Annotated in this window: 24 protein-coding genes and 1 tRNA gene; 12 read left to right on the top strand and 13 right to left on the bottom strand. The window is 67.6% G+C overall.

Features of this window, described 5'->3' with window-relative positions; all coding sequences use genetic code 11:
- Positions 1-39: 39 nt before the first annotated feature.
- Positions 40-1,104 carry a 4-hydroxyphenylpyruvate dioxygenase gene (gene hppD / locus AC0CH3_RS08105; RefSeq protein ID WP_354300136.1) on the bottom strand — a complete coding sequence of 355 codons (1,065 nt, stop codon included), beginning with the start codon at positions 1,102-1,104 and terminating at the stop codon, positions 40-42.
- Positions 1,105-1,275: 171 nt separating this feature from the next.
- On the opposite strand from hppD, the gene AC0CH3_RS08110 reads away from it, so the two are divergent.
- Positions 1,276-2,664 (top strand): carboxylesterase/lipase family protein, encoded by a 1,389-nt coding sequence (locus AC0CH3_RS08110; RefSeq protein WP_354300138.1) that lies wholly within the window; start codon positions 1,276-1,278, stop codon positions 2,662-2,664.
- Here the strand turns inward: AC0CH3_RS08110 and AC0CH3_RS08115 are convergent.
- Positions 2,648-3,301: a TetR/AcrR family transcriptional regulator gene (locus AC0CH3_RS08115; protein ID WP_354300140.1), complete on the bottom strand. Its 654-nt coding sequence runs from the start codon at positions 3,299-3,301 to the stop codon at positions 2,648-2,650. The two genes, AC0CH3_RS08110 and AC0CH3_RS08115, sit on opposite strands and share 17 nt — an antisense overlap.
- Positions 3,302-3,373: 72 nt before the next feature.
- Between AC0CH3_RS08115 and AC0CH3_RS08120 the strand changes: the two genes are divergently transcribed.
- A complete protein-coding gene (locus tag AC0CH3_RS08120; protein WP_465237757.1) occupies positions 3,374-5,860 on the top strand; it encodes an alpha/beta fold hydrolase in 2,487 nt (828 codons plus the stop codon).
- A 17-nt stretch (positions 5,861-5,877) separates the two neighbouring features.
- Here AC0CH3_RS08120 and AC0CH3_RS08125 read toward each other — a convergent pair whose 3' ends face one another.
- The 6 genes from AC0CH3_RS08125 to AC0CH3_RS08150 all read right to left on the bottom strand — a co-directional run bounded on the left by AC0CH3_RS08125 (position 5,878) and on the right by AC0CH3_RS08150 (position 10,795).
- Positions 5,878-6,648 carry a gamma-glutamyl-gamma-aminobutyrate hydrolase family protein gene (locus tag AC0CH3_RS08125; protein ID WP_457325380.1) on the bottom strand — a complete coding sequence of 257 codons (771 nt, stop codon included), beginning with the start codon at positions 6,646-6,648 and terminating at the stop codon, positions 5,878-5,880.
- Positions 6,645-7,592 (bottom strand): serine O-acetyltransferase EpsC, encoded by a 948-nt coding sequence (epsC, locus tag AC0CH3_RS08130; RefSeq protein ID WP_354300145.1) that lies wholly within the window; start codon positions 7,590-7,592, stop codon positions 6,645-6,647. The genes AC0CH3_RS08125 and epsC overlap by 4 nt, the downstream gene beginning before the upstream one ends.
- Positions 7,593-7,612: 20 nt before the next feature.
- Positions 7,613-8,425, bottom strand: a complete 813-nt coding sequence (locus AC0CH3_RS08135) for a phosphate/phosphite/phosphonate ABC transporter substrate-binding protein (RefSeq protein WP_354300146.1) — start codon at positions 8,423-8,425, stop codon at positions 7,613-7,615.
- Positions 8,422-9,315 (bottom strand): fatty acid desaturase, encoded by an 894-nt coding sequence (locus AC0CH3_RS08140; protein WP_354300148.1) that lies wholly within the window; start codon positions 9,313-9,315, stop codon positions 8,422-8,424. The genes AC0CH3_RS08135 and AC0CH3_RS08140 overlap by 4 nt, the downstream gene beginning before the upstream one ends.
- Before the next feature lie 255 nt (positions 9,316-9,570).
- A tRNA-Gln gene (locus AC0CH3_RS08145) sits at positions 9,571-9,645 on the bottom strand.
- A gap of 52 nt (positions 9,646-9,697) precedes the next feature.
- Positions 9,698-10,795, bottom strand: coding sequence for a branched-chain amino acid aminotransferase (locus tag AC0CH3_RS08150; protein ID WP_354300455.1), 1,098 nt, complete (start codon positions 10,793-10,795; stop codon positions 9,698-9,700).
- 80 nt (positions 10,796-10,875) lie between these two features.
- Here AC0CH3_RS08150 and AC0CH3_RS08155 point away from each other — a divergent pair, with 80 nt between their 5' ends.
- Entirely contained in the window at positions 10,876-11,382 is a 507-nt protein-coding gene (locus AC0CH3_RS08155) for a MarR family transcriptional regulator (protein WP_354300150.1), read from the top strand.
- Positions 11,383-11,424: 42 nt separating this feature from the next.
- Here the strand turns inward: AC0CH3_RS08155 and AC0CH3_RS08160 are convergent, their stop codons facing one another.
- From AC0CH3_RS08160 to AC0CH3_RS08180, 5 genes are all read right to left on the bottom strand, one after another.
- Positions 11,425-12,231: a pyrroline-5-carboxylate reductase family protein gene (locus AC0CH3_RS08160; RefSeq protein ID WP_465237758.1), complete on the bottom strand. Its 807-nt coding sequence runs from the start codon at positions 12,229-12,231 to the stop codon at positions 11,425-11,427.
- A gap of 34 nt (positions 12,232-12,265) precedes the next feature.
- Positions 12,266-12,772 carry a type III secretion system chaperone family protein gene (locus AC0CH3_RS08165; protein ID WP_056023603.1) on the bottom strand — a complete coding sequence of 169 codons (507 nt, stop codon included), beginning with the start codon at positions 12,770-12,772 and terminating at the stop codon, positions 12,266-12,268.
- Positions 12,773-12,869: 97 nt separating this feature from the next.
- The gene (locus AC0CH3_RS08170; RefSeq protein ID WP_056023606.1) at positions 12,870-13,124 is read right to left on the bottom strand and encodes an accessory factor UbiK family protein; all 255 of its coding nucleotides are present in this window, start codon (positions 13,122-13,124) and stop codon (positions 12,870-12,872) included.
- A 37-nt stretch (positions 13,125-13,161) separates the two neighbouring features.
- Complete coding sequence (locus AC0CH3_RS08175) at positions 13,162-13,719, bottom strand: TspO/MBR family protein (protein WP_354300154.1); 558 nt, start codon at positions 13,717-13,719, stop codon at positions 13,162-13,164.
- Positions 13,720-13,835: 116 nt separating this feature from the next.
- The gene (locus AC0CH3_RS08180; RefSeq protein ID WP_354300156.1) at positions 13,836-14,594 is read right to left on the bottom strand and encodes a TlyA family RNA methyltransferase; all 759 of its coding nucleotides are present in this window, start codon (positions 14,592-14,594) and stop codon (positions 13,836-13,838) included.
- Between the two features lie 187 nt (positions 14,595-14,781).
- Here AC0CH3_RS08180 and AC0CH3_RS08185 point away from each other — a divergent pair, with 187 nt between their 5' ends.
- The 9 genes from AC0CH3_RS08185 (at position 14,782) to AC0CH3_RS08225 (ending at position 24,797) form a co-directional block, all read left to right on the top strand.
- Positions 14,782-15,453: an RBBP9/YdeN family alpha/beta hydrolase gene (locus tag AC0CH3_RS08185; protein WP_354300158.1), complete on the top strand. Its 672-nt coding sequence runs from the start codon at positions 14,782-14,784 to the stop codon at positions 15,451-15,453.
- Positions 15,454-15,651: 198 nt separating this feature from the next.
- Positions 15,652-15,834 (top strand): hypothetical protein, encoded by a 183-nt coding sequence (locus AC0CH3_RS08190; RefSeq protein ID WP_056023613.1) that lies wholly within the window; start codon positions 15,652-15,654, stop codon positions 15,832-15,834.
- A gap of 156 nt (positions 15,835-15,990) precedes the next feature.
- Positions 15,991-16,869 (top strand): TorF family putative porin, encoded by an 879-nt coding sequence (locus AC0CH3_RS08195; RefSeq protein ID WP_354300160.1) that lies wholly within the window; start codon positions 15,991-15,993, stop codon positions 16,867-16,869.
- Positions 16,870-16,975: 106 nt separating this feature from the next.
- The gene (kdpF, locus tag AC0CH3_RS08200; RefSeq protein WP_037531783.1) at positions 16,976-17,065 is read left to right on the top strand and encodes a K(+)-transporting ATPase subunit F; all 90 of its coding nucleotides are present in this window, start codon (positions 16,976-16,978) and stop codon (positions 17,063-17,065) included.
- 14 nt (positions 17,066-17,079) lie between these two features.
- Positions 17,080-18,783 (top strand): potassium-transporting ATPase subunit KdpA, encoded by a 1,704-nt coding sequence (gene kdpA / locus AC0CH3_RS08205; protein WP_354300162.1) that lies wholly within the window; start codon positions 17,080-17,082, stop codon positions 18,781-18,783.
- 12 nt (positions 18,784-18,795) lie between these two features.
- A complete protein-coding gene (kdpB, locus tag AC0CH3_RS08210; RefSeq protein WP_465237759.1) occupies positions 18,796-20,832 on the top strand; it encodes a potassium-transporting ATPase subunit KdpB in 2,037 nt (678 codons plus the stop codon).
- 12 nt (positions 20,833-20,844) lie between these two features.
- On the top strand, positions 20,845-21,435 hold the full coding sequence (gene kdpC, locus AC0CH3_RS08215; RefSeq protein WP_354300166.1) for a potassium-transporting ATPase subunit KdpC: 591 nt from the start codon (positions 20,845-20,847) through the stop codon (positions 21,433-21,435).
- The gene (locus tag AC0CH3_RS08220; protein WP_354300167.1) at positions 21,435-24,110 is read left to right on the top strand and encodes a sensor histidine kinase KdpD; all 2,676 of its coding nucleotides are present in this window, start codon (positions 21,435-21,437) and stop codon (positions 24,108-24,110) included. Before kdpC ends, AC0CH3_RS08220 begins: the two co-directional genes overlap by 1 nt.
- Positions 24,111-24,797 (top strand): response regulator transcription factor, encoded by a 687-nt coding sequence (locus AC0CH3_RS08225; protein ID WP_354300168.1) that lies wholly within the window; start codon positions 24,111-24,113, stop codon positions 24,795-24,797. It begins immediately after the preceding gene.
- The last annotated feature ends 10 nt before the right edge of the window (positions 24,798-24,807 follow it).

Genomic DNA, 24,807 nt, shown 5'->3' on the forward strand with positions numbered 1-24,807 from the left:
ACGCGCTCCTGTCCTGCCCGGTGGGATCCGCAACTACGCTCAGGCGTCGACGGTCACGACGCCGCGACGGATCTGGTCGAGCTCGATACTTTCGTACAGCGCCTGGAAGTTGCCGTTGCCAAAGCCTTCATTGCCCTTGCGCTGGATGATCTCGAAGAAGATCGGCCCGAACATGTTTTCGGTGAAGATCTGCAGCAACAGGCCCTCCTCGCCGACATTGCCGTCGATCAGGATGCGGTTCTTGCGAAGCCGCTCGAGGTCGTGGCCATGGTTGGGCACGCGCTTGTCGACCAGTTCGTAATAGGTCTCGATCGTGTCCTGCAGCTTGACGCCGCGCGCGCGCAGCTTCTCGACGGTCGCGAAGATGTCTTCGGTCGTCAGCGCCAGATGCTGGATGCCCTCGCCGTTATAGTCCTTGAGGAACTCCTCGATCTGGCTCTTGTCGTCCTGGCTCTCGTTGAGCGGGATACGGATCGCGCGGTCGGGCGCGATCATCGCCTGGCTGAACAGCCCGGTCGCCTTGCCCTTGATGTCGAAATACTTCTGCTCCTCAAAGCCGAAGATCCGACCGTAGAACTCGGCCCAGGTCCGCATCTGCCCGCGACGGACATTGTGCGTCAGATGGTCGAGCAGATCGAGCCCGACATTGTTCTCGGCCTCCGCCTCCGCGGCACCGGGAACGGGCGTCCAGTCGTCGTAGAGCGATCCCGCCGCACCGTGCCGGTCGACCAGATACAGGATCGACCCGCCAATGCCCTCGACCGCGGGAATATCGTCGAGCACGGCACCCGCGGGGGCAGGCTTTGCCCCGGCGGCGATCGCGTTTGCATAGGCCGCCTTTGCATCGCTGACGCGGAACGCCATCGCGCTCGCCGACGGGCCGTGGCTGGCGTGGAACGACGCCGCATGGCTGTCGGGCTCGCGGTTGAGGAGCAGGTTGATCCGGCCCTGCTTGTAGCGTGTCACTGCCCTGGTCGGGTGCGTCGACGCGGCGACGAAGCCGAACTGCTCCAGCTGCTGCGCCATGCGGTCCGGGTCGGCCGAGGTGAATTCGCAGAACTCGAACCCGTCCAAACCCATCGGATTGACGTCCATATGGTCCATGCTCTCAGCTCCCGATGTGGTAACGAATGAGACTAGCTACGCTGTTCGCCTAGATAGTGTCAATCGTTACCATCTGCCCTCTGGCTGGTCCGGGCGGACTATGCAGGGCGCGTAATCGCCAATACACCTTCGTCTCCGGAGGCCGTGATGGTCGTCATACCAGGGATACCCATGCGCGCCTTGATCATGCTGACCGCCACGATGCTGGCTAGCGCAGCACCTGCTCAGACGGGTGAGCCCGCCCCGCGCGTACGGATCGACACCGGTACGCTGCGCGGCAGCGAAAGCGACGGCGTCGTCGCGTTCAAGGGCATCCCCTTTGCCCAGCCGCCGGTCGGCGCGCTTCGCTGGCGCGCACCGCAGCCGATCGCGGCCTGGCGCGGTGAGCGCGACGCAACACGGTATGGCCATGACTGCATGCAGCTGCCCTTCCCGAGCGATGCCGCGCCGCTCGGCACCCCGCCCGCCGAGGATTGCCTGTACGCCAATGTCTGGAAGCCTGCCGGGGCGACGGCGAAACTGCCGGTGATGGTGTGGATCTACGGCGGCGGGTTCGTCAACGGCGGCTCGTCGCCGCCGACCTATTCGGGTGCGCCGCTCGCCCCCAAGGGGATCATGGTCGTCAGCTTCAACTATCGGCTCGGCCGGTTCGGGACGTTCGCGCATCCGCAACTGACCAAGGCCGATCCCGATCGCGGGATGCTGGCGAACTATGGTTTCATGGACCAGCTCGCGGCGCTGCGCTGGGTGAAGCGCAACATCGCTGCGTTCGGCGGCGACCCGACCAATGTCACGATCATCGGTGAGAGCGCGGGCGGCATGTCGGTGCACACATTGCTGTCGTCGCCGCTCGGGGTCGGGCTGTTCCACAAGGCCGTCATCCAGTCGGGGCGCGCCGGGCCCGGGCCGAGCCTTGCGGATGCCGAGACCATCGGCGTCAGTTTCGCCCGGTCGAAGGCGATTGCCGCGGATGCGCCGGACGCGCTGGCGAAGTTGCGCGCGCTCCCCGCCGAGCAGGTCGTGGACGGGTTGAACCTGGCGTCGATGGGCACCCCGCCCGGCAGCGCGCCGACCTATAGCAGCCCCATCGTCGACGGCAGGATCGCCGTCGATCCTGCGGCTGCGTACCGCGACGGCCGGTTCGCCAAGGTCCCGGTCATGGTGGGCGCGACGAGCAACGACATTGGCGGGCCGCAGGGTTATATGATCGTCGGCGCCCGCAGCGCCGCGCAGGCGCTGTCGCAGGCGGGCGTGCCGACCTATTATTATCGCTTCTCCTATGTCGCGACCGCAGCGCGAGACACCTCGCCCGACGGGGCTGGCCATGCGACCGACATCCCGTTCTTCTTCGACACCGCCGACGTTAAATACGGCGCGCAGACCAGCACGACGGACCGTGCCGCGGCGCGGACCGCGAGCGAGTATCTGGTCAATTTCGTCAAGCGCGGCGACCCGAACGGCGCCAGACTGCCGAACTGGCCGCGCTATTCGGCGACCCGGACCGCGATGCTCGACCTCGACGCGAAGGGCGGCGCGGCGCTGGTCAGCGACGCCCCCTGACCGCGGCGCCGTCGCCGGTCAGCAACCGGCATAACGGCAAGGCCGCGGCAACCACCGCGTCGACGGGCTCCACATATCCCCGCGCGGTCCAGTCGCGCGCGACATGGAGCAGGCCGTACATCGCACCGGTGCGTGCGAGTCTCGGCGCGTCGGACACCGCGCGTCCCGCACCGAGCGTCGCGGCGGCAAGGTCGGCGAAGGCGTGGAGCGCGCGATCAAACACCGCATCGACATCGGTGCCGATCCCCGACATCTCGAGCAGGAACACCCGCGCCATGTCCGGTTCGTCACGGAGCAGCCCGTAATAGGTCGTCAGCATCGATACGAGACGCGTGCCGGGATCACCGTCCCCCACCCTGCCGGCCTCGGCGACGCGCGCCATTACCAGGTCGGTCACCGTGGTGAACGCCGCGACCAGCAGCGCCTCGCTGTTCCCGAACGCCTCGTAGAAATAGCGCGGGGTGAGCCCGGCGATGCGACAGATCGTGCTGACCGTGGTCTGCCGGTACCCGTGCTGGCCATAGGCCGTGATCGCCGCCGCAATCAGCCGCTCGCGACGATTGGCGCGTCGCTCGTCTGCGGTCAGGCCGCGGTACCGCCGCTGGTTATGCTCGGGAATTGCGTCGTCTGCTGCCAAGTGATAACGTCCGTTTCCAGATGTGGTGCGGGCCGGCTGGTCGTCCCGCCTTCATGATCGGAGTACCCTGACGTGGCAACCGCAGCACCGCACGCATCGTCCCCAACCGCCGCGCAGACGCATCACGACGTTCTGATCGTCGGGGCGGGGTTGTCGGGAATCGATGCGGCCTACCGGGTGCAGACGGAGTGCGCGGGAAAGACCTATGCGATCCTCGAGGCGCGCGACGCGATCGGCGGCACCTGGGACCTGTTCCGCTATCCCGGGATCCGATCGGACTCGGACATGTACACGCTCGGCTTCCCGTTCCGACCCTGGTCGAGCGAGCAGGCGATCGCAGGGGGCGAGGCGATCCGCGACTATATCGCCGACACCGCCGCCGCGTTCGGGATCGATCGGCACATCCGCTTCGGCGTCCGCGTCCTCGCCGCGTCCTGGTCGTCCGCCGATGCGCAGTGGACGCTCGACGTCGAGACCGGCCCGGAACGCACGCCCGCATCGCTGACCTGCAACTTCCTGTACATGGGCAGCGGCTATTATGATTATGCCGCGGGGTTCACGCCCGCGTTCGATGGCATCGACGACTTCACCGGTCGCGTCGTGCATCCCCAGCACTGGCCCGACGACCTCGACTATGAGGGCAAGCGCGTGGTGGTGATCGGCAGCGGCGCGACCGCGGTGACGCTGGTGCCATCGATGGCAAAGACCGCGGCGCATGTCACGATGCTGCAGCGGTCGCCGACCTATATCGTGTCGCGGCCGTTGGAGGACGGCTTCGCGCGCTGGACGCATCGGCGGCTGCCGGGCGGCATCGCCGACACCGCGACGAAGTGGAAGAGCGTGCTGCTGGGGATCGCGACCTACACCTATGCGCGCAGAAAGCCCGAGACGCTCAAGGCACTGATCCTCAAGCGCGTCCGCGCGCAACTGCCCGACAATTACGAGGTCGAGCGCGACTTCGAGCCGAGCTATGCGCCGTGGGACCAGCGAATCTGCCTCGTGCCCGACGCCGACCTGTTCGAGGCGATGCGCGAGGGCAAGGCGACGATCGTGACCGACCGGATTGCGCGGTTCACGCCGGGCGGGATCGCGCTGGAGTCGGGCCGCGAACTGCCCGCGGACATCGTCGTGACCGCGACCGGCCTCGTCCTGCGGCTGATGGGCGGCGTCGCGCTGCGCGTCGATGGCGCGCTCGTGAACCCCGCAGACCGGCTGATCTACAAGGGCATGATGCTGAGCGACGTGCCCAATCTCGCGCTTGCCTTCGGCTATACCAACGCGTCGTGGACGCTGAAATGCGATCTCTCGGCGCGCTATGCCTGCCGGTTGATCCGGCGCATGGACGACCACGGCTATCGATCGTGCACGCCACGGGCGGACGACGCGTCGATCACGCGCGAACCGATGCTCAACTTCACCTCGGGCTATGTACAGCGGGCGAACGCGATCCTGCCGCATCAGGGGTCGAAGGCGCCGTGGAAGGTGCACCAGAATTACGTGCTGGATCTGGCAGCGTTGAAATTTGGAAAACTGGAGGATGGCACCATGAAGTTCGACAAGGCAGGCGACACGCGTCACTTGCCGGTGGCGGCGCGGCACGAAACTGAGAAGCCCGCACCCGCAGTCCGCACCGGCGCGATCGTCGCGGCAGGTGCCGTTGCCGCCGTGGGTGGGCTCGCGCTGTTCGCCGCGCTGACGCAGCGCCGGGTCGAGCGTCTGATCCCCGCGGACGGACAGTTCATCGATATCGACGGCCGCCGCATGCACTATCAGGACCGCGGCGACGGGCCGGCGATCGTGATGATCCACGGTCTGGCCGGACAGATGCGCAACTTCAGCTATGCGCTGGTCGAGCGGCTTGCGAGCGATCACCGCGTGATCGTGATCGACCGCCCCGGCTCGGGCTATTCGGCCCCCGGCGCGGCGGCGAATATCCGCGCGCAGGCGGCACAGGTTGCTGCCTTCATCGCCAAGCTCGGGCTCGAACGGCCGTTGATCGTCGGTCATTCGCTGGGCGGCGCGGTTGCGCTGGCGCTCGCGCTCGATCACCCCGACCAGGTCGGCGGTCTCGCGCTGATCGCGCCGCTGACACAGCCGCAGGAGATGATACCGCCCGCGTTCGACCGGCTGGCGATCACCTCGGGTGCGGCGCGCGCCGCGGTCGCGTGGACGATCGCGACGCCGCTCACGCTTCTGCTCGGCCAGCGCGGGACGGAAACCGCCTTCGCACCCGAACCCGTCCCCGCGGACTTCGTGACGCGCGGCGGCGGCGCGCTGGTCGCCCGCCCGAGGAGCTTCCGCAGCGCATCGGCGGACCTCGTTGCCGCGAACGACGATCTGCCGGCGATGGCGGCATCCTATCCCAGCCTGTCGGTCCCCACTGCGATCCTGTACGGGCGTGGCGATCAGGTGCTTGATCCCGACGTCCATGGCCGTGGTCTTGCCGCCGCGCTGCCTGGCGCCGACCTCACGCTGATCGACGGCGGCCACATGATCCTGGTCACACGGCCCGACGAGACGGCGGCGTGGATCCGGACGCAGAGCGCGCGTCGCCGCTGACGGCTGGCCCGCGCGCCCTACCGCGCGCGGCCCGCCTCGAGCGATTGCCCGATCAGCGAGAAGAACGCGCGGTTGGCGGCGCTGGCCGCGACGTTCCATTCGGGGTGCCACTGCACCGCGAGCACGTCGGCGCCGCACGGTCGTGCCGAAAACGCCTCGATCAGGCCATCGGCAACGGCGCGTGCCTCGATCCGCAGCCCGGTCCCCAGCCGATCGACGCCCTGGCGGTGGACCGAGGTGACCGCGATGCTCGATCGTGCGGTTGCCGTCGCGAGCAGCCCGCCCGCGCTGAGCGCGACGTCGTGGACGTGATCGAACAAAGTCTCGTACGCCGATGCGTCGTCGGTCGCCCCGTGGTGGCTGTCGTGCACGACGTCCGTGAGCGTTCCGCCGAACAGCACGTTGAGCTCCTGCAGGCCCCGGCAGATGCCGAAGACCGGCCGCGCCGCGTCGATCATCCGCGCGGCAAGGTCGAGCGCGACCGCGTCGCGGTCCAGGTCGAGCGCATCCGCCGCCGCATCCGGCTTGCCATAGCGCGCGCCGGCGACGTTCGAGCGCGACCCGGTCAGCAACAGCCCGTCGAGCCGCGCGGCCAGCGCGCGCGCGTCGATCGTGTCGGCGACCGCCGGGACCAGCAGGACCGTCGCGCCGGCATAGCGCGCGAGCGGCTCGATGAAGCGTGTCGCGACCGCCTGGATCGGGCGTTGCGCGACCTCGTTACAGCACAGGACGCCGATCACCGGCCGGATCGGTCCTCCCTCGTCGCAACACCGGCCGAAGCGCCTCATGCACCGCGACCGCGTAACGTCTCGTGCAGATGGTCCGCCGCCGCATCGGCGAGGATCACCGCGGTCGGCTGTGCGACCACCCCACCCGGCGGCACGTCCTCGAGCAGCCAGACGTTGCCGCCGATCGTCGCGCCCTGCCCGATCGTCACGCGGCCGAGGATCGTCGCCCCCGCATAGATCACGACATCGTCCTCGACGATCGGATGACGTGCCAGCCGCTCGCGCGCGGACACGTCGATCACGCCGAGCGGACTGCGCGCGCCGAGCGTGACATGCTGGTACAGCTGGACGCGGTCGCCGATGATCGCGGTCTCGCCGATCACGACGCCGGTGCCATGGTCGATGAAGAAGCGTCGACCGATCGTCGCGCCGGGATGGATGTCGATCCCGGTTTGGTTGTTGGCGAGCTCGGAAATGATCCGTGCGACGATCGGGGCGCCAAGACCGTACAGCGCGTGCGCGATCCGGTGGTAGAGGATCGCGACGATGCCCGGATAGCAGATCAGGATCTCGTCGGCGCTCCGCGCGGCCGGATCCCCCAGGAACGCGGCGCGGACGTCGTCGTCGACCAGCGTGCGGATCGGCCCGAGCTCGGCGGCGAACAGCCCGACGATCATCGCCGCCTGGCTGACGTCGAACGACAGGATCGCCTCCTCCTGCCAATAGGCGAACTCGCTTTCGATCTGGCGCTGCAGGCCGGACAACGCGCGGCGAAGGCGTGCCTCGACGAACGCATCCTCGCCGTGCGCGGGGCCGGCAAACGCGCCGAGCCGGCCGGGAAACAGCGCGGCGACCAGATCGTCGACCACGTGCGCGATATCCGCCTGCGACGGGAAGCGGGCAACGGTGTGACGTCCGTTCGCCTCGCGTCGCCATGCCGTCCGCGCGGCACGAAGCTCGGCGATCGTCGGTGCGATATCGAGCGGGTGGTCGGTATACGCCATCGACATATCCTCATGGTGACTCAGGCAAGCGCGGCATGGCCGGCCCCGACCGCCGCGGTTTCCAGCGCGACGATCGGTGCCAGCGCGTCGGCATCGGCAGGCACGACACCGGCGAGGAACAGCGTGGCGCGCACGTCGGCCAGCGCAGGATCGGCGATCGCCCGGCCGAGCGCAGTGCGGAGCTTGCGGACCATGTCGTCGCTGGTCGTGGCGGCGGTCACGAACGGCAGCGTCGGCGAGTCCGGGCTGGACGCGATAATCCGCAATCGCGCCACGAGATCGGGCTCGAACCGCACGAGCGCCGCATAGGTCACCTCGTCGATCGCGGCGATGTCGGCGCGCGCCGTCCCGACCGCGATCACGCTCTCGCGGTGCGAGCCGGTCCGGACGATGGTGTCGAAGAACGGCGTCGGCAACGCCGCGCGGGCGATCGTCGCGCGCAACAGGTTCATGCCGGTGTTCGAGCGCGGGTCGTTGACCGCCGCGCGACTCCGATGGAACGCGGCGAGCGATCCGCGCGGGTCGTCGCTTCGGCAGACGATCACGCTGCGATGCGTCGGCCCGTCTCGGCCAGCCACCGCGTAGACCGGCAGCGCGAGGATGCGGAGGTCGAGGTCCGGCTCGCTGACCAGTGGATAGCCGCACGCCTGCCCGAACAGCAGCCCTTGATCCCGCCACAGCACGTGAACGTCGCGCGTCCGGTCGAGCGTGTCCGGTATCCCGTCGCCCCCGTCTTCCCGGAGCGCGCGCGCGATCGCCGCCCACAGCAGGTCGTTCGCCCGCTGCTGCGCGGGATGATCATACATGCCGAGCGACGCGACCGCGCGGATCACGAACCCGACCCCCGGTGGCGCGGATGGACCATGTCGTCATGCGCGGTGAAGGCAAAGCGGCGGACGATCTCGCCATAGCCGCGATAGACCAGCATCCCCTCGCCGATCAGTCGCGCGCGGTTGTCGCGGTGATAGGCAGGCAGGTCATACCAGGCGAGCATCGGTCGCTCATGGTGCGCCGCGTGGAGATTGTTGTTGAGGAACAGCACGCCGAATATGCCGCCGCGCTCGACGCTGGCCGCACGCCCCGGGCTGGCGAGGTCGGCGCGATGCTCCGCATAGGACCGGAGCATCGTCACCGCCATGCCGGGATAGACGACGGTCAGCGCATACGACAGGAGCCCGAAGCCGACATGGTCGAGCCACCAGAGCACCGGCACGACCGTCACGAGATGCACGACCCAGTCGCGACAGAACCGCGTCGGCTCGCTCGTTGCGCGACGGATCTCCGCGACCAGGAAGCGCGCGACCGCGATCGGTGGTCCGAAGACCATCTGGCCGAGCAGGGTCGCCTGAAGCCGTCCGAGCATCTCGGTGAAGCCGCCGCCCGCTGCCCGATACCGCGACTCCGGATCATGCTGCGGATCGGTGATGACGTGCGCCGCATGATGCGCGCGGTGGCTTCGACGATACAGCGAATAGGGCAGCCACAGCGACAGCGGAACGGCCCCGATCGCATCGTTGACGACGGCATGGCGCGTCGGGTGACCATGGATCGTCTCGTGCTGGAGCGAGCCGTGCCAGGCGAGCAAGGCGCCGCCTGCCGTCATCATCACCGGCCACGGGATCGCCGCATGCCACGCGGTGACGGCGAGCCACCCGCCGTAAATTACCGCCGCCACGATGACCGTGGGCCCGTCGATCGTCGTCAATATCGTTGGTCGCCGCATCCTCACCTCCGCTCGGAGGCGTAATATCTATCGAGTTGGTATGGATTGGCAGCCTGTTCGAGTTTGCCATGAGCAAAATTTAGTTGCCCGGTGCGACATTGGCGATCTCGATGGAAACGCGATGGGCGGAAGCGGCCAACCAGAGACGCGCGCGCTCCCGACCTGGTGCGATCCTCTGGACCACCGGCTGAGCAGGCAGCGCGGCGGGTCTCTAAACCCCGTCCAGCGAGGCTCGATTAGCGCAATTCAAGATATTGGCTGGGGCGGCAGGGTTCGAACCTGCGCATGGCGGCATCAAAAGCCGCTGCCTTACCACTTGGCGACGCCCCAACAGAGGCGGCCTTATAGCGGCGTGCCTCGACGTGAAAAGCCCTATCGCATCTTAATCGAGCCGATGCAGCCATCCGTTCGCGTCCGGCGCGAGACCGCGCTGGATCGAGACGAGCGATTCACGGATTCGCAGCGTCATCGGGCCCGGTTCGCCGCCGCCGATCGTGAAGCGGCCCTCGGGGGCGGCGACCGTGCCGATCGGCGTGACGACCGCAGCGGTGCCGCAGGCGAACGTCTCGACAAGCCGTCCGCTGGCCGCGTCGGCGCGCCACTGGTCGATCGAATAGGGCTCCTCGCGCACGGTGATACCCTGCGCACGCGCCAGCGTGAGGATCGAATCGCGCGTGATCCCCGGCAGGATCGTGCCGGTCAGCGCGGGAGTCGACAGGCTGCCGTCGTCGAACACGAAGAAGACGTTCATGCCGCCCAGTTCCTCGACCCAGCGGCGTTCGGCGGCGTCGAGGAAGACGACCTGATCGCACCCCTGGCTGATCGCCTCCTTCTGCGCGAGCAGGCTGGCAGCATAGTTGCCGCCGCACTTGGCCGCACCCGTACCGCCCTGCGCGGCGCGCGTGTAGTTCTGGCTGACCCAGATTGACACCGCCCGCGCGCCACCCTTGAAATAGGCGCCGACCGACGAGGCCAGGACCATGTAGAGATATTCCGCGCTCGGTTTCACGCCGAGGAACACCTCGCTCGCGAACATGAACGGGCGCAGGTACAGCGCGCCGCCGTCGCTGTCGGGAATCCAGTCCTGATCGACCTTCACGAGTCGCTCGACCGATTCGAGGAACAACGCCTCGGGCAATTCGGGCATCGCCAGCCGGCGCGCCGAGTCCTGGAAGCGGCGGGCATTGGCCTCGGGACGGAACAGCGCGGTCCCGCCGTCCGCGAGCCGGTACGCCTTCATCCCCTCGAAGATCTCCTGCGCATAATGCAGCACGGAGGACGCCGGATCCATCATGATCGGCGCGCGAGTCGTGATCTTCGCGTCATGCCAGCCCTCGGTATCGCTGAAGCGGATCACCGCCATGTGATCGGTGAAGACGCGCCCGAAGCCGGGATCGATCAGTCGCTGTGCCCGCTCGTTCGCCGCGACCGGATTGCCACAGCTTTCAAAAGCGAAGGTCGCGCCCGGTTCCGGCGACATCGAGGACGACGAAGTGGTCGGCGACAATGGGGAATGCATCGAATTTCTCTCTTTCCACGGCTTGCCGTCGCCTAGGACCGATGACTAGAACGGTCAACATGCCTGCCTCAGCGTCCCAAGCATCACCCCTGTTTCTCCGCGAACCCGAATTGCGGCGCGGCATGGAGCTCTTGTATTTCGGCCAGAGCCATCTGGTACGGTCGATCGATGCGGGGCTTGCCGAGCAAGGCCTGGGTCGTGCGCATCACCGCGCGCTGTATTTCATCGCGCGCAAGCCGGACATGACGGTCAGCGAGCTCCTGTCGCTGCTCGCAATCACCAAGCAGTCGCTTGGCCGGGTCCTCAACGAACTGACCGACCGCGACTTCATCGAGGTGCGCCCCGGCGAACGCGACCGCCGCCAGCGCCTGCTGCGGCTGACGCCCGTCGGCACCAAGATGGAGAGCGACCTGTTCGAGGCGGCGCGGCAGAAGATGTCAGCGGCGTATAATCATGCCGGGCATGGTGCCGTTGCCGGCTATTGGGCGGTGCTCGAGGGACTGATTCCCGAAGACGAGCGCGAGCAGGTGATCAAGCTGCGCGGCTGATCGTGGCGCGGTGGCCGGCCGCAATTTGCAAGAGCATCGTCGCTAGCTGGCGGTGCGCGCAGCCTCGGCCATTTCCGCATTACGCCGCGCGGACGCCGCGAGCGTCCGCGACAGGAGCTTCACCAGCGTATCGCCGTCGTCGAGGATGTTCAGCCCCTCGCGCGTCGACCCGCCCGGACTGGCGACGCGATCGGCAAGCATCGCGGGCGACACGTCCGAGGCACCGGCCATCCGCCCTGCCCCGTCGAGCGTGGCGATCGCCAGCCGCGCCGCCTGATCCGCAGGCAGGCCCAGCGCCTCCCCCGCCCTGGCCAGTGCATCGGCGAAACGGAACACGAACCCCGGCCCGCATCCCGCCAGCGCGGTCACCGCGTCGAACTGCGCCTCGTCGGCGATCCACTCGACCAGTCCAAGCGGCTGCATCATGGCCTCGGCCGCCTGCCGCGCCGCGTCGTCGCCGTCGGCACCGTGCAGCGCAACCACACCATGCCCTATCGCGACCGGAAGGTTCGGCATCGCCCGCACCACTGCCTGCGCCTGCGACAGCGTGCCGAGTGCGGCGAGATCCACGCCTGCGAGGATCGAGATCAACAACCGCGGCGCGTAGGCGGCAAACGCCGCGCCCCGCAGCGCGCCAAGTTGTTGCGGCTTCAGCGCGAGCATGACGATGTCAAACGCCGCGTCGGCGGCTGCCGGCAGCGCTGCGACGACGCTGACACCCTCGGGCATCGCGCGCAGGCTCGGGCTGACGACGGTGACGCCGCGCGGGTCGAGCCCGTTGGCGAGCCAGCGGTCGAGCATCGCGCGGCCCATGTTGCCGCAGCCGATCAGCAGGACACGCCCCGTCATGCGCCGCCGCCCCTGCATCCGTGCGAACCGCCGGTCACGCTTCGCCCTGCGTCTCGATCAGCGCCGCGGCGAGCGCGTCCTGCGGCGTCTTGCCGCCCCACAGGACGAACTGGAACACCGGATAGAAACGCTCGCACTCCTCGATCGCCGATTCGACGAGCAGTTCGGCGGCCGACAACGACATCGTGCCGTCCTCGCCGCCGTCGACCATCGCTGCATGCCGGAACAACAGGATGCCGCTGGTCGACCACAATTCGAAATGCCCGATCCAGAGCTGTTCGTTGGCGAGGCCGATCGTCTCGTAGACCGCCTGTCGCCGCTCGTCGGGAACCTTGATGTCGGGAAACGCGAGGAACTGCAGGACGCTGTCGTCCTCGCGCCACAACGCGCGCAACTCATAGGTCGCCCAGCTGCCCTTGACGGTCGCGACGATCTCGTCGTCGTGACGCTCATGCTCCCAGCCATGCGCGGCGTAATACGCCTCGAGCATATCGATGGGGGCGGCGTCCTCCTGGTCGTGGTCGGCGTGATCGAGCATCATATAGTCCTGGCACTCCCTATCGCACGACAAAGGGTGCCGAGGCAAAAATGCCCCGACAACCCCGATCGTCCCGAAAGTCCAGAAACCTGTGGAAAAGTCAGATATCGGCCCTTGTTTTGGCTTCGAGCGCATCGAGACGGGCCTTGAGCACGTCGTTTTCGTCGCGCGCAGCAGCGGCCATCGCCTTGACCGCATCGAATTCATCACGGCTCACGAAGTCGAGTCCGCCCAGCCACTCGCGCGCGCGCTCGCGAACGCCCGACTGTGCCTCGCGACCAACACCCGCAAACGTCCCTGCCGCCCCGTTGAGCACCTTGACGAAATCGTCGAACATCCGGTTTTCGGACTGCATTGTCTTTATCCTGCTAGTATCTTGCGGGTCGCATCTCTCACAACATCTGGGAGGTATGCGAGGGCGCCGCAAGGGTTTCGGCATCGGGGTTGAGCGCGCCTATACCGTAAGCAAGCATTCCGGCAAAGCTGATCCACACCATATACGGGACCATCAGCCACGCCGCGGCCTTTCTGATCCGCGCGAACACGACCGTTGCGGCGATCGACAACGCCAGCATCGCGACGATGATCATGACCGACAGCCCGATCTTGTGCAGGCCGAAGAAGACAGGGGTCCATGCGAGATTGAGCGCGAACTGCGCGACGAACAGCGCGATCGCCGTTCCCCGCATTGCGGCTCCGCGTGCGTTGAGGATCATCGCGAGCGCCAGCCCGATCAGAATGTAGAGCGTCGTCCAGGCGACCGGAAACGCCCAGCCCGGTGGCGTCAGCGCCGGCTTCGCGAGCGCCTGATACCACGCACTCTCGCTCCCGACCGGCACCGATCGACCCGACAGGAACCCGAGAAGCACGATCAGCGGAACGGTCACCACCGCCCAGCGCAGGAACGACATCCGCAACTGACCCTTTGACGCGATACCGCCCACAAACATCCTTTCGCCCTTGATTGGCACCGTCCTGCCGCGCGAAAGCGACGCCGTAAACCAAAAGCATTCGCCGTCGCTGCGATAACTGGTTCATTCTATGACGATGTACGGCGATCGGGCGGTTATACTTCCTCCGCCGTGCCGACTGTTCCGGTCCGCGCGGCAACGAGAAACTCGATATTGCCTTCGGGCCCGGTGATCGGGCTCTCGACCACGCCGTCGACCTGCCAGCCCTGCTGCTCGAGCCACGCGACGACCGCATCGCAGACGCGGGCATGGATCGCCGGATCGCGCACCACCCCGCCCTTGCCGACCTCGTCGCGACCCGCCTCGAACTGCGGCTTGATCAGCGCCATCAGCCGCGCGCCGGGCCGGGCGAACTGCATCGGCCGCTCGAGCACCTTGGCAAGCCCGATGAAGCTCGCATCGCAGACGATCAGGTCGACCGGCTCGGGAATGTGCGCCGCGGTCAGGATCCGCGCGCTGGTCTGCTCATGGACGACGACGCGTTCGTCCTGCCGCAATTTCCACGCGAGCTGATTGGTCCCGCTGTCGACCGCGTAGACGCGCGTCGCACCCTTGGTCAGCAAGACGTCGGTGAACCCCCCGGTCGACGATCCGACGTCGATCGCCACCGCCCCGCGGACGTCCCAGCCGAACTGCGCCAGACCATGCGCAAGCTTGACGCCGCCGCGCGAAACCCAGGGATGATCGCGACCGCGAACGTCGAGCGCGACATCCTCCGCGAGTGTCTGACCGGGCTTTTCGATCTTGCGCGTTCCCGCGAATACCAGCCCAGCCATGATCAGCGCCTGCGCGCGCGTCCGCGACTCGACCAGCCCCCTGTCGACCAGCATCTGGTCTGCGCGTATCTTCGCCATGACGCCGCTATCGCGCCCAGATCCGATCACCGCAAGCTGCCTTCCTTTTGCCGCAATATCTATTGCCTATCGGTCTGGTAGGATTATGTTTGCTGCAGGGATCGTGACCGGATGGCGTGCCCTAGAGCGTCCTGCGGTCATGATCCCGCCCCCCGCGAAAACGGGGTCCTGGAAAAGGAGACGCGCCGTGGGTTCGTTTGCACCATATGATAGCGTTCAGCCGACCATTCTGACCGTCCCCGGGCTTGGCGGCTCGGGTCCCTCGCACTGGCAGACGCTGTGGGAGGATGCCCGCCCCGACACCGTCCGCGTCGAGCTTGGCATGTGGAATACGCCCCACCGCAACTCGTGGGTGACGCGACTCGACGAGGCGATCCGGCGGGCCCAGGCCCCCGTCATCCTCGCCGCGCACAGTCTGGGATGCCTGGCGGTGGCGTGGTGGGCCGAACTCAGTCCGCAACCCTATGGCTGGCCCGTCGCGGGCGCACTCCTCGTCGCGCCCGCCGATGTCGATCGCAACGGCGCACAGGCCGAACTCAAGGGCTTCGCACCCACGCCGCACACACCGCTGCCGTTTCCGTCGATCGTCGTCGCGAGCAGCGATGATCCCTGGGTCACGCCGGCGCGTGCGCACAGCATGGCGGCGGACTGGGGCAGCCATTTCGTCGATGCCGGTCCGCAGGGCCATCTGAACGCCGCAAGCGGTGTGGGCTGGTGGCGCGAAGGCCAGGACCTCCTCAACCGCGTCATTGCCGCCAGCGGGGATGGACGCGGCCAAGCCCTCCCGCCTGCGACTGCGCGCTCGATCCTCGCGATCAGCGCGACCGATGCCGCGCAGTCGCATTATCTGGGAGGCTGAAGCGAGACCGTGAACGCACGGCCACGGCGCTGACCCGGGCGCCGTGCGCGCCCTCGCAACCGCACGTGCGACCCCAGCGTGGCCGTGCGTTCGGCACGGATCACCCCCGACCCCTGACCCGGAGATTATTGAATCGATTGGCTTATGCGCGCCCGATAACGCTTGTATGACCGTCGCTGCTAAACGGAGACAAGCGATATGGACGTCAATGCCCAGGGCGAAGATACGAAGTCGGAACGGGCGGAGATCCATTTCCTCGCCGCATTGGTCGATGAACTCATGCGAAAGATGATGGCGGCAGGGATCATGTCGCAGGCTGACCTCAACGACATCGAAAACGCCGTGGCGGCACGCACCGGCAGCAACCCCAGAGCCTGGTAAGACGGCCCACGCGCCGGACGGCATAAAAAAGCGCCGTCTATATGCGCGCTATATGCCTTTTCCGGGAATCGATCTCGAATTGCTACGACGGATGCGCCTAATCGCCCATCCCTGAAGGCATCGTCACGTGACGAGCGCCGTTCAAGGGGTGCAGAAATGAAGTTCCGTCATGCGGCCGCGGTCGTCGCGATCCTGGCTTTCCCCGTCACTGCGAAGGCGCAGTCGAGCCCGACCGACCCGGGCGCGGCCACCGGCGATACCGCGCCGCCGCCGGCGCTGACGATCAGCGGATCGTCGGCGATCGCGTCCGACTATCGGTTCCGCGGCGTGTCGCAGTCCGACCGGGAAATGGCCGTCCAAGGCGGCATCACGCTGTCGCACGAGAGCGGGCTGTACGCGGGCGTCTGGGGATCGAACCTTGCCGGCTGGGGCACGTTTGGCGGCGCCAACATGGAGCTCGACCTGATCGGCGGCTACAAGGCGAAGCTTGCCGACAACGCCACGCTCGACGTGGGGCTCACCTGGTACATGTACCCGGGCGGTGCCAATAAAACCGACTTCGCCGAGCCCTATGTGAAGCTGACCGGGACGACCGGTCCGGCGACGCTGACCGCGGGCGCGGCCTATGCCCCCAAGCAGCAGGCGATCGGCAAATGGTATGCGACCGGCGCCGATGCGGTGGCGGGCGTCTATACGAGCCCGGGCGGCAAGGACGACAATCTGTACCTGTGGGGCGACGGCGCGGTGGCGCTGGCGGGCACGCCGATCACCGCCAAGGCGCATGTCGGGCATAGCTGGGGGCAGGACGGGCTCGGCCCCAATGCGACCGCGGTGTCGCCGACGGGCGCATACTGGGATTGGTCGCTCGGTGCGGATGCGACCTACCGGAACCTGACCTTCAACGTCAGCTATATCGACACCGACATTTCGGCCGCCGAGGCGACCTATCTGCGCCCCAGTTTCAGCAAGGGACAGGACGGCACCGGCAACATCGCCGGCGGCACGATCGTCGCGTCGCTGACCGCGGCCTTTTGAGGAGAGATGGTGATGGACGATCTGATCTGGATCCTCGTCATGGTCGGGCTGGTGGCGGCGACGCTCGCTTATGCCCGGCTCTGCGACAACGCATGAGGACGCACGCATGACGCTCGATCTCTGGCTCGCGGCGCTGACTGCGCTTGGCCTTCTCGTCTACCTGGTGGCGGTCCTGATCCGCCCCGAACGCTTCTGAAGGAGGCGGACACCATGACATTCCAGGGCTGGATCCTGATCCTCGGCTTCGTCGCCATCCTGCTCGCGCTGACCAAACCGGTCGGCGTGTGGCTTTTCACGCTGTACGAAGGACGGCGGACGCCGCTCCATGTCGTGCTCGGTCCGGTCGAGCGCGGCTTCTACAAGCTCGCCGGCATCGACCCCGACGCCGAGCAGGGCTGGCGGCGGTATGCGCTGCATATGCTGCTGTTCAACGTTGCGTTGATGGCGTTTACCTACGCCGTCCTGCGGCTGCAGGGGGTGCTGCCGGGCAATCCGCAGGGGCTGGCCGGGCTGAGCCCGAACCTCGCGTTCAACACCGCGATCAGCTTCACCACCAACACGAACTGGCAGAGCTATGGCGGCGAATCGACGATGTCGAACCTCAGCCAGATGCTGGGGCTGACGATCCACAACTTCCTGTCCGCGGCGACCGGGATCGCGCTGGCGTTCGCGCTGTTCCGCGGCTTCGCGCGGCGCGAGTCCAAGGCGATCGGCAATTTCTGGGCGGATGTGACACGCGTCACGCTCTATATCCTGCTGCCGATCTCGATCGTCTACGCTTTGTTCCTGATCGCCAGCGGCGTGCCGCAGACGATGGCGGGCGTGGTCGACGTCCGGACGCTCGAAGGCGCGAAACAGTCGCTGCTGCTCGGCCCGGTCGCGAGCCAGGAAGCGATCAAGATGCTCGGCACCAACGGTGGCGGCTTCTTCAACGCGAACTCGGCGCACCCGTTCGAAAATCCGACCGCGCTGGTCAACCTGATCCAGATGCTGTCGATCTTCCTGATCGGGTTCGGGCTGACCTGGACGTTCGGCAAGGCGGTGGGCAACACCAAGCAGGGCTGGGCGATCCTGTCGGCGATGCTGATCCTGTTCCTCGCGGGCGTCACCGTCACCTATTGGCAGGAAGCCGCGGGCAACCCGGTGCTCCAGCATCTCGGCGTCGCGGGCGGCAATATGGAGGGCAAGGAGGTTCGCTTCGGGATCGCCGCATCCGCCTTGTTCTCGGTCGTCACCACCGCGGCATCCTGCGGCGCGGTCAACGCGATGCATGACAGCTTCACCGCGCTCGGCGGGCTGGTTCCTTTGTTCAACATGCAGCTCGGCGAAGTCGTCATCGGCGGCGTCGGCGCAGGCATCTACGGCTTCCTGCTGTTCGCGATCCTCGCGGTGTTCGTCGCCGGGCTGATGGTCGGGCGCACGCCCGAATATGTCGGCAAGAAGATCGAGAGCCGCGAGGTCAAGCTCGCGGTGCTGGCGATCGCGGTGCTGCCGTTGATGATCCTCGGGCTGACCGCGCTGTCGTCGGTGCTGCAACAGGGGTTGGCGGGGCCGCTCAACAAGGGGCCGCACGGCTTCTCGGAGATCCTCTACGCCTTCACCAGCGCGGTCGCCAACAACGGCTCCGCCTTTGCCGGCCTGACCGCCAACACGCCCTATTACAACGGGCTGCTGGGCGTAGCGATGTGGGTGGGCCGGTTCTTCATCATCGTGCCGATGCTCGCCATCGCGGGGAGTCTCGCGGCGAAAAAGTACACGCCCGAAAGCGCGGGTTCGTTCCCGACCACGGGCGGGCTGTGGGTGGGGCTGCTGGTCGGCATCATCCTGATCCTGGGTGGTCTCACCTTCCTGCCGGGCCTCGCGCTCGGTCCCATCGCCGATCATCTTGCGATGATCAGCGGCACATTGTCCTGATCGGGGGCCACCATGGCAAAGACCCAGACAAAAAGCCTGTTCACGGCCGACCTCGTCGTGCCTGCGATCAAGGCCTCGTTCCTCAAGCTCAATCCCAAGGAACTGATCCGCAACCCGGTGATGTTCGTCACCGGCATGGTCGCGGCGTTGATGACCGTGCTGCTCGTGGTCGGGCAGGACAATCTGTCGCTCGGCTTCAAGCTCCAGCTCGCCATCTGGCTGTGGCTGACCGTCCTCTTCGGCACCTTTGCCGAAGCGCTCGCCGAGGGGCGCGGCAAGGCGCAGGCGGCGTCGTTGCGCGCGACCAAGGCCGAACTGACCGCCAAGCGGCTGAAAGGCGACGGGCGGCAGTTCGATGCGGTGCCCGCCAGCCAGCTCAAGGTCGGTGATATCGTGCTGGTCGAGACCAACGACCTGATCCCGTCCGACGGTGACGTCGTTTCGGGGGTCGCCTCGGTCAACGAGGCGGCGATCACCGGCGAGAGCGCGCCGGTGATCCGCGAGGCGGGCGGCGATCGCTCGGCGGTGACCGCGGGCACGCGCGTCATCTCGGACGAGATCCGCGTCAAGGTGACGGTCGAGCCGGGCAAGGGTTTCCTCGACCGGATGATCGCGCTGGTCGAAGGCGCCGAGCGCCAGAAGACCCCCAACGAGATCGCGCTGACGCTGCTGCTGGTCGGGCTGACGATCATCTTCCTGATCGCGGTCGGCACGATCCCGGGCTTCGCCTCCTACGCCCACGGGTCGATCCCGGTGGCGATCCTCGCGGCGTTGCTCATCACGCTGATCCCGACGACGATCGCCGCCTTGCTTTCGGCGATCGGGATCGCTGGGATGGACCGGCTGGTGCGCTTCAACGTGCTCGCCAAGTCGGGGCGCGCCGTCGAGGCGGCGGGGGACATCGACGTGCTGCTGCTCGACAAGACCGGCACGATCACGATCGGCGACCGGCAGGCGAGCGAATTCCGCGCGGTCTCCGGCACCAGTCCACAGCGCCTCGCCGAGGCCGCCTTGCTCGCGAGCCTTGCCGATGAAACCCCCGAAGGCCGCTCGATCGTGGTGCTCGCGCGGCAAGCGTTCAGCGTCGCGACGACCGAGCTTCCGACGGGGGCCGAGATCATCCCGTTCACCGCGCAGACCCGCATCTCGGGCGTGCAGATCGGCGACACGTTGATCCAGAAGGGCGCGGTCGATTCGATCCTGCGCGCCAATGCCGGATCGGGCGAAACCGCGGCGGCGACCGAACTCCGCCGGATCACCGACGAGATCGCCCGCGCGGGCGGGACTCCGCTGGCGGTCGCGCAGGACGGGCGTCTGCTCGGCGCGATCTTCCTCAAGGATGTGGTCAAGGCCGGGATCCGCGAGCGGTTCGGCGAGCTGCGCGCCATGGGCATCCGCACGGTGATGATCACCGGCGACAACCCGCTGACCGCCGCGGCGATCGCGGCGGAAGCCGGGGTCGACGATTTCCTCGCCCAGGCGACGCCCGAGGACAAACTGGAGCTGATCCGGAAGGAGCAGACCGGCGGCCGGCTGGTCGCGATGTGCGGCGACGGGACCAACGACGCGCCCGCGCTCGCGCAGGCCGATGTCGGTGTCGCAATGAACACCGGGACACAAGCGGCGCGCGAAGCGGGCAACATGGTCGATCTCGACAGCGATCCGACCAAGCTGATCGAGGTCGTCGGCCTCGGCAAGCAGCTGCTGATGACGCGCGGGGCGCTGACGACCTTCTCGGTCGCCAATGACGTGGCGAAGTATTTCGCGATCATCCCGGCGATGTTCGTCGTCCTCTATCCGGGGCTCGGTGTGCTGAACGTGATGCGCCTTGGGTCACCGGAAAGCGCGATCCTGTCGGCGATCATCTTCAACGCGGTCATCATCCCCTGCCTCGTCCCGCTGGCGCTGCGCGGCGTCGCCTACAGGCCGATGGCAGCCGGACCGCTGCTTGCACGCAACCTCGCGGTGTACGGTCTGGGTGGCCTCGTCGCACCGTTCATCGGCATCAAGCTTATCGACCTTGTGGTCGGTGGCCTCGGTCTCGCATAAGGAAAGACAGACATGGGCAAGGATTTCACCTCCGCGCTGCGGCCGGCGATCGTCATGACGATCCTGTTCGCGGTCCTTCTCGGGCTCGTCTACCCGCTCGCCATGACCGGGATCGGCCAGGCGCTGTTCCCAAGCCAAGCGAACGGCAGCCTGGTACGCGACGCACGCGGCACCGTCATCGGGTCGACCGTGGTGGGACAGGCGTTCACGACCGACCGCTATTTCCAGACGCGGCCATCGGCGGCCGGCAAGGGCTATGACGGTCTGGCGTCGTCGGGGTCGAACCTCGGCCCGGCGAGCCAGGCGCTGGTCGATCGCGTGAAACCCGACATCGCCAAGCGCCGTGCCGAGGGCGTGACCGGTCCGCTGCCCGCGGATCTGGTCACTGCCAGCGGTTCGGGGCTCGATCCCGATCTGTCGCCCGCCGCCGCTTTGGCGCAGGCACCGCGCATCGCGCGCGTTCGCGGCGTGCCGGTCGAGCGGGTTCGCGCGCTGGTCACAGATGCGACGGATGCGTCCATTCTGGGTGAGCCGCGCGTCAACGTGCTGGCGCTCAACCGTGAGCTCGACGCTTTGCCAGCCTCCGGCGCGCCCGCGCGCTGATGCCGGGCTCGGGCGACGGCAGACCTGATCCCGACGCCCTCCTGCGCGCCGCCGCGCAGGAGGGCCGCGGGCGTCTCAAGGTCTTCCTCGGTGCCGCGCCCGGAGTCGGCAAGACCTTCGAAATGCTGTCCGAAGGCGCGGCGCGCCGACGCGACGGGGCCGATGTCGTCGTCGGCGTCGTCGAAACGCACGGTCGCGCGGAGACCGAGGCGCTCACCCGCGGGTATGAGATCATGCCGCGCCGCCCGATCCCCTATGAAGGCCGCACGCTGCACGAGATGGATCTGGACGCGATCCTTGCGCGCGCGCCGGGCCTCGTCCTCGTAGACGAACTCGCGCACACCAATGCAGCGGGCAGCCGTCATCCCAAACGCTATCAGGACGTCGAGGAGCTGCTCGCCGCGGGGATCGACGTCTATTCAACCGTCAATATCCAGCACGTCGAGAGCCTCAACGACGTGGTCGCCAGCTTCACCCGCGTCCGTGTCCGCGAAACGGTGCCCGACAGCGTGCTGGAAATGGCCGAGATCGAGGTCGTCGACATCCCGCCGGACGAGCTGATCGATCGGCTGAAGGCGGGCAAGGTCTATCTGCCGCAGGAAGCGACGCGCGCGCTGTCGCACTTCTTCTCCAAATCCAACCTGTCGGCGTTGCGCGAACTCGCGCTGCGGCGCGCGGCGCAGGCGGTCGACGCGCGGATGCTCGACGACGTTCGCGCGCTGGGGCTCGGCGGCACCTGGGCGGGCGGCGACCGGATCGTCGTCGCGATCAACGAACTCCCCGGTGCCGACACGCTGGTGCGCGCGGGCAAGCGGGTGGCGGACGGCCTGCGCGGGCCGTGGACGGCAGTGTTCATCGAAACCCCGCGCGCGGCGCATTTCACCGACGCGCAGCATCAGCGCGTCGCCGCCGCGATGACGCTCGCGACGCAGCTCGGTGCAGCCGTCGCGACCGTCCCCGCGACCGATGTCGTTTCGGGCCTCCAGAGTTTCCTGATCGACGCCCGCGCGACGCAGCTGGTCATGGGCAAGTCGCGGCGATCGCGCTGGTTCGAATGGCTGCACGGCTCGGTCGTCGACCGCGTGATCCGCGATACGCCGGGGGTGACGGTCCACGTGCTGCCGATGGTCGCCGAAGGGGGGGCACGCGAACGCGGCCGCCGCCGTCCCGCGCGCTGGGGCACGCCTGCTGGCTATGCGGTGACCACCGCGATGATCGCGGGCATCACCAGCATCGCCAGCGCGCTGCTCCACATCCTCGATCTCGGCAATGTCGCGTTGCTGTATCTGCTGCCGGTGATGGCCGCGGCGAGCCTCTATGGCCTGCGCACCGGGCTGTACGCCGGCATCGCCTCCAGCCTTGCCTACAACTATTTCTTCCTGCCGCCGGTCGGCACGCTCAGCATCAGCAACCCCGAGAATCTGGTCTCGGTCGTCGTCCTGCTCGGCATCGCGATCGCGACGAGCCAGCTGACCTCGCGCGTCCGGGCGCAGGCCGATCTCGCCGCCGCGAGCGCGCGGACCAACGCGACGCTCGCGGGTTTCCTGCGCCAGATCACCAGCGTCAACGACATCGACGTCGCCGCGCAGATGATCTGCGACGACGTCGGCGGGCTGCTCGACGTACAGGTCATCCTGCTCGTCGCCGGGACGGGCATCAACCTCGAGATCCTCGCGGCGAGCGATGCGGCCTATCACCTCGACACGATGGACACCGCCGCCGCCACCTGGGCGCTCGACACCGGGATGGCAGCCGGAAAAGGCTCGGGCACGCTCGCGGCGTCGGAATGGCTGTTCCAGCCGCTGAAAGCCGGTGGCCGCGTGCTCGGTGTGCTCGGCGTGGCAAAGGAAACGACCGCCGACCCGGTCCGCGCGGACCAGCTGCCGCTGCTCAGCAGCCTGCTCGACCAGTCGGCGCTGGTGCTCGAACGGTTACGGCTCGAAGTCGAGATGCGCGATGTCGAGACCGTGCGGACGCGCGACCGGTTGCGCGCGGCGCTGCTGTCCTCGGTCAGCCACGACCTGCGCACCCCGCTCACCGCGGTCATCGCCGCGGCGGACCAGCTCGAGCATGGCGCGACGCCCGAGCTGATCGGGACGATCAAGGCCGAGGCGGCGCGGCTCAACCGCTTCGTCGCCAATCTGCTCGACATGGCGCGCGTCGAGGCGGGGGCGCTCAAGCTCAACGTCGAGCCGACCGACCTCAGCGATGCGGTGACCGGCGCGGCGCACGATGCGCGGCGCGCGCTGGAGGGCCATGCGGTCCGGCTTGACGTCCCGCCCGACCTGCCATTGGTCTATACCGACCCGCAGCTGCTCCACCATTGCCTGCTCAACCTCCTCGACAATGCGGGGCGCTACGGCGATCCCGGCACCGAGATCGTGATCGAAGGGCGGCACCGCTTCGGCGAGCTGCGGCTGGCGGTGAAGGATCACGGCCCCGGCCTGCCACCCGGCAAGGAAACCGAAGTGTTCGAGACGTTCCGCCGCCTCGAAGGGTCCGATCGCGCGATCGGGGGAACGGGGCTCGGCCTCGCGATCGTCAAGGCGTTCGCCGAGGCGATGGACATGACGGTCGAGGCCGGGAACCGCGAGGACGGTCCGGGCGCTGCCTTCGCGCTGATCTTCCCGCGCGCGCTCATCGTCCGCGATCTCAAACCGGAAAGCCTTGCCTGAATGCCTGCGAAAATCCTCGTCGTGGACGACGAAGCCGCGATCCGCCGCCTGCTCCGCAACACACTGACCCGCGCGGGCTATGCGGTGGTCGAGGCGGAGGACGGGCGGCAGGCGCTGCACCAGGCGGCGGTCGAGCATCCGAGCGCGGTGCTGCTCGACCTCGGTCTGCCCGACCGCGACGGGTTGAGCCTGATCCCGCTGCTGCGGACGCACGGCGATGCGGTGATCCTGGTCGTGTCGGCGCGCGATGCGGTCGACGAGAAGGTCACCGCGCTCGATCTGGGGGCAGACGATTTCATCACCAAGCCGTTCGACAGCGAGGAACTGCTCGCCCGCCTGCGCGTGGCGCTGCGGCATCGCGGACTGTCCGAAACCACGCCCAAGATCGTGCGCACCGGCGACGTCAGCATCGATCTCGATCGCCGGGTCGTGTTCCGCGGTGACGAGGAACTGCACCTGACGCGCAAGGAGCATGACGTGCTCGCAGTGCTCGCGCGGCATATCGGCCGGGTCGTGACGCACCAGCGCGTGCTCGCGGCGGCGTGGGGCGGGGAGGAGGATCCGCGCGTCGAATATCTCCGCATCGTCATCCGCAACCTGCGCCAGAAACTGGAACATCCCGGACCCGTCGGCAGCGTGATCGCCAATGAGCTGGGGGTCGGCTACCGGCTGCGCGCGGACGCCTGACAAACGGGCG

It is taken from the genome of Sphingomonas sp. AC449 (assembly GCF_979253475.1).

What these genes read in the sequence shown, in the direction of transcription:
- AC0CH3_RS08160 (WP_465237758.1), bottom strand. Translation starts at nt 12,231, where the DNA reads ATGACGGGGCGTGTCCTGCTGATCGGCTGCGGCAACATGGGCCGCGCG.
- AC0CH3_RS08155 (WP_354300150.1), top strand. Translation starts at nt 10,876, where the DNA reads ATGACTAGAACGGTCAACATGCCTGCCTCAGCGTCCCAAGCATCACCC.
- kdpA (WP_354300162.1), top strand. Translation starts at nt 17,080, where the DNA reads ATGACATTCCAGGGCTGGATCCTGATCCTCGGCTTCGTCGCCATCCTG.
- kdpF (WP_037531783.1), top strand. Translation starts at nt 16,976, where the DNA reads ATGACGCTCGATCTCTGGCTCGCGGCGCTGACTGCGCTTGGCCTTCTC.
- AC0CH3_RS08195 (WP_354300160.1), top strand. Translation starts at nt 15,991, where the DNA reads ATGAAGTTCCGTCATGCGGCCGCGGTCGTCGCGATCCTGGCTTTCCCC.
- AC0CH3_RS08225 (WP_354300168.1), top strand. Translation starts at nt 24,111, where the DNA reads ATGCCTGCGAAAATCCTCGTCGTGGACGACGAAGCCGCGATCCGCCGC.
- hppD (WP_354300136.1), bottom strand. Translation starts at nt 1,104, where the DNA reads ATGGACCATATGGACGTCAATCCGATGGGTTTGGACGGGTTCGAGTTC.
- AC0CH3_RS08140 (WP_354300148.1), bottom strand. Translation starts at nt 9,315, where the DNA reads ATGCGGCGACCAACGATATTGACGACGATCGACGGGCCCACGGTCATC.
- AC0CH3_RS08190 (WP_056023613.1), top strand. Translation starts at nt 15,652, where the DNA reads ATGGACGTCAATGCCCAGGGCGAAGATACGAAGTCGGAACGGGCGGAG.
- kdpB (WP_465237759.1), top strand. Translation starts at nt 18,796, where the DNA reads ATGGCAAAGACCCAGACAAAAAGCCTGTTCACGGCCGACCTCGTCGTG.
- AC0CH3_RS08175 (WP_354300154.1), bottom strand. Translation starts at nt 13,719, where the DNA reads ATGTTTGTGGGCGGTATCGCGTCAAAGGGTCAGTTGCGGATGTCGTTC.
- AC0CH3_RS08125 (WP_457325380.1), bottom strand. Translation starts at nt 6,648, where the DNA reads ATGAGGCGCTTCGGCCGGTGTTGCGACGAGGGAGGACCGATCCGGCCG.
- epsC (WP_354300145.1), bottom strand. Translation starts at nt 7,592, where the DNA reads ATGGCGTATACCGACCACCCGCTCGATATCGCACCGACGATCGCCGAG.
- AC0CH3_RS08180 (WP_354300156.1), bottom strand. Translation starts at nt 14,594, where the DNA reads ATGGCGAAGATACGCGCAGACCAGATGCTGGTCGACAGGGGGCTGGTC.
- AC0CH3_RS08165 (WP_056023603.1), bottom strand. Translation starts at nt 12,772, where the DNA reads ATGATGCTCGATCACGCCGACCACGACCAGGAGGACGCCGCCCCCATC.
- AC0CH3_RS08110 (WP_354300138.1), top strand. Translation starts at nt 1,276, where the DNA reads ATGCGCGCCTTGATCATGCTGACCGCCACGATGCTGGCTAGCGCAGCA.
- kdpC (WP_354300166.1), top strand. Translation starts at nt 20,845, where the DNA reads ATGGGCAAGGATTTCACCTCCGCGCTGCGGCCGGCGATCGTCATGACG.
- AC0CH3_RS08170 (WP_056023606.1), bottom strand. Translation starts at nt 13,124, where the DNA reads ATGCAGTCCGAAAACCGGATGTTCGACGATTTCGTCAAGGTGCTCAAC.
- AC0CH3_RS08150 (WP_354300455.1), bottom strand. Translation starts at nt 10,795, where the DNA reads ATGTCGCCGGAACCGGGCGCGACCTTCGCTTTTGAAAGCTGTGGCAAT.
- AC0CH3_RS08220 (WP_354300167.1), top strand. Translation starts at nt 21,435, where the DNA reads ATGCCGGGCTCGGGCGACGGCAGACCTGATCCCGACGCCCTCCTGCGC.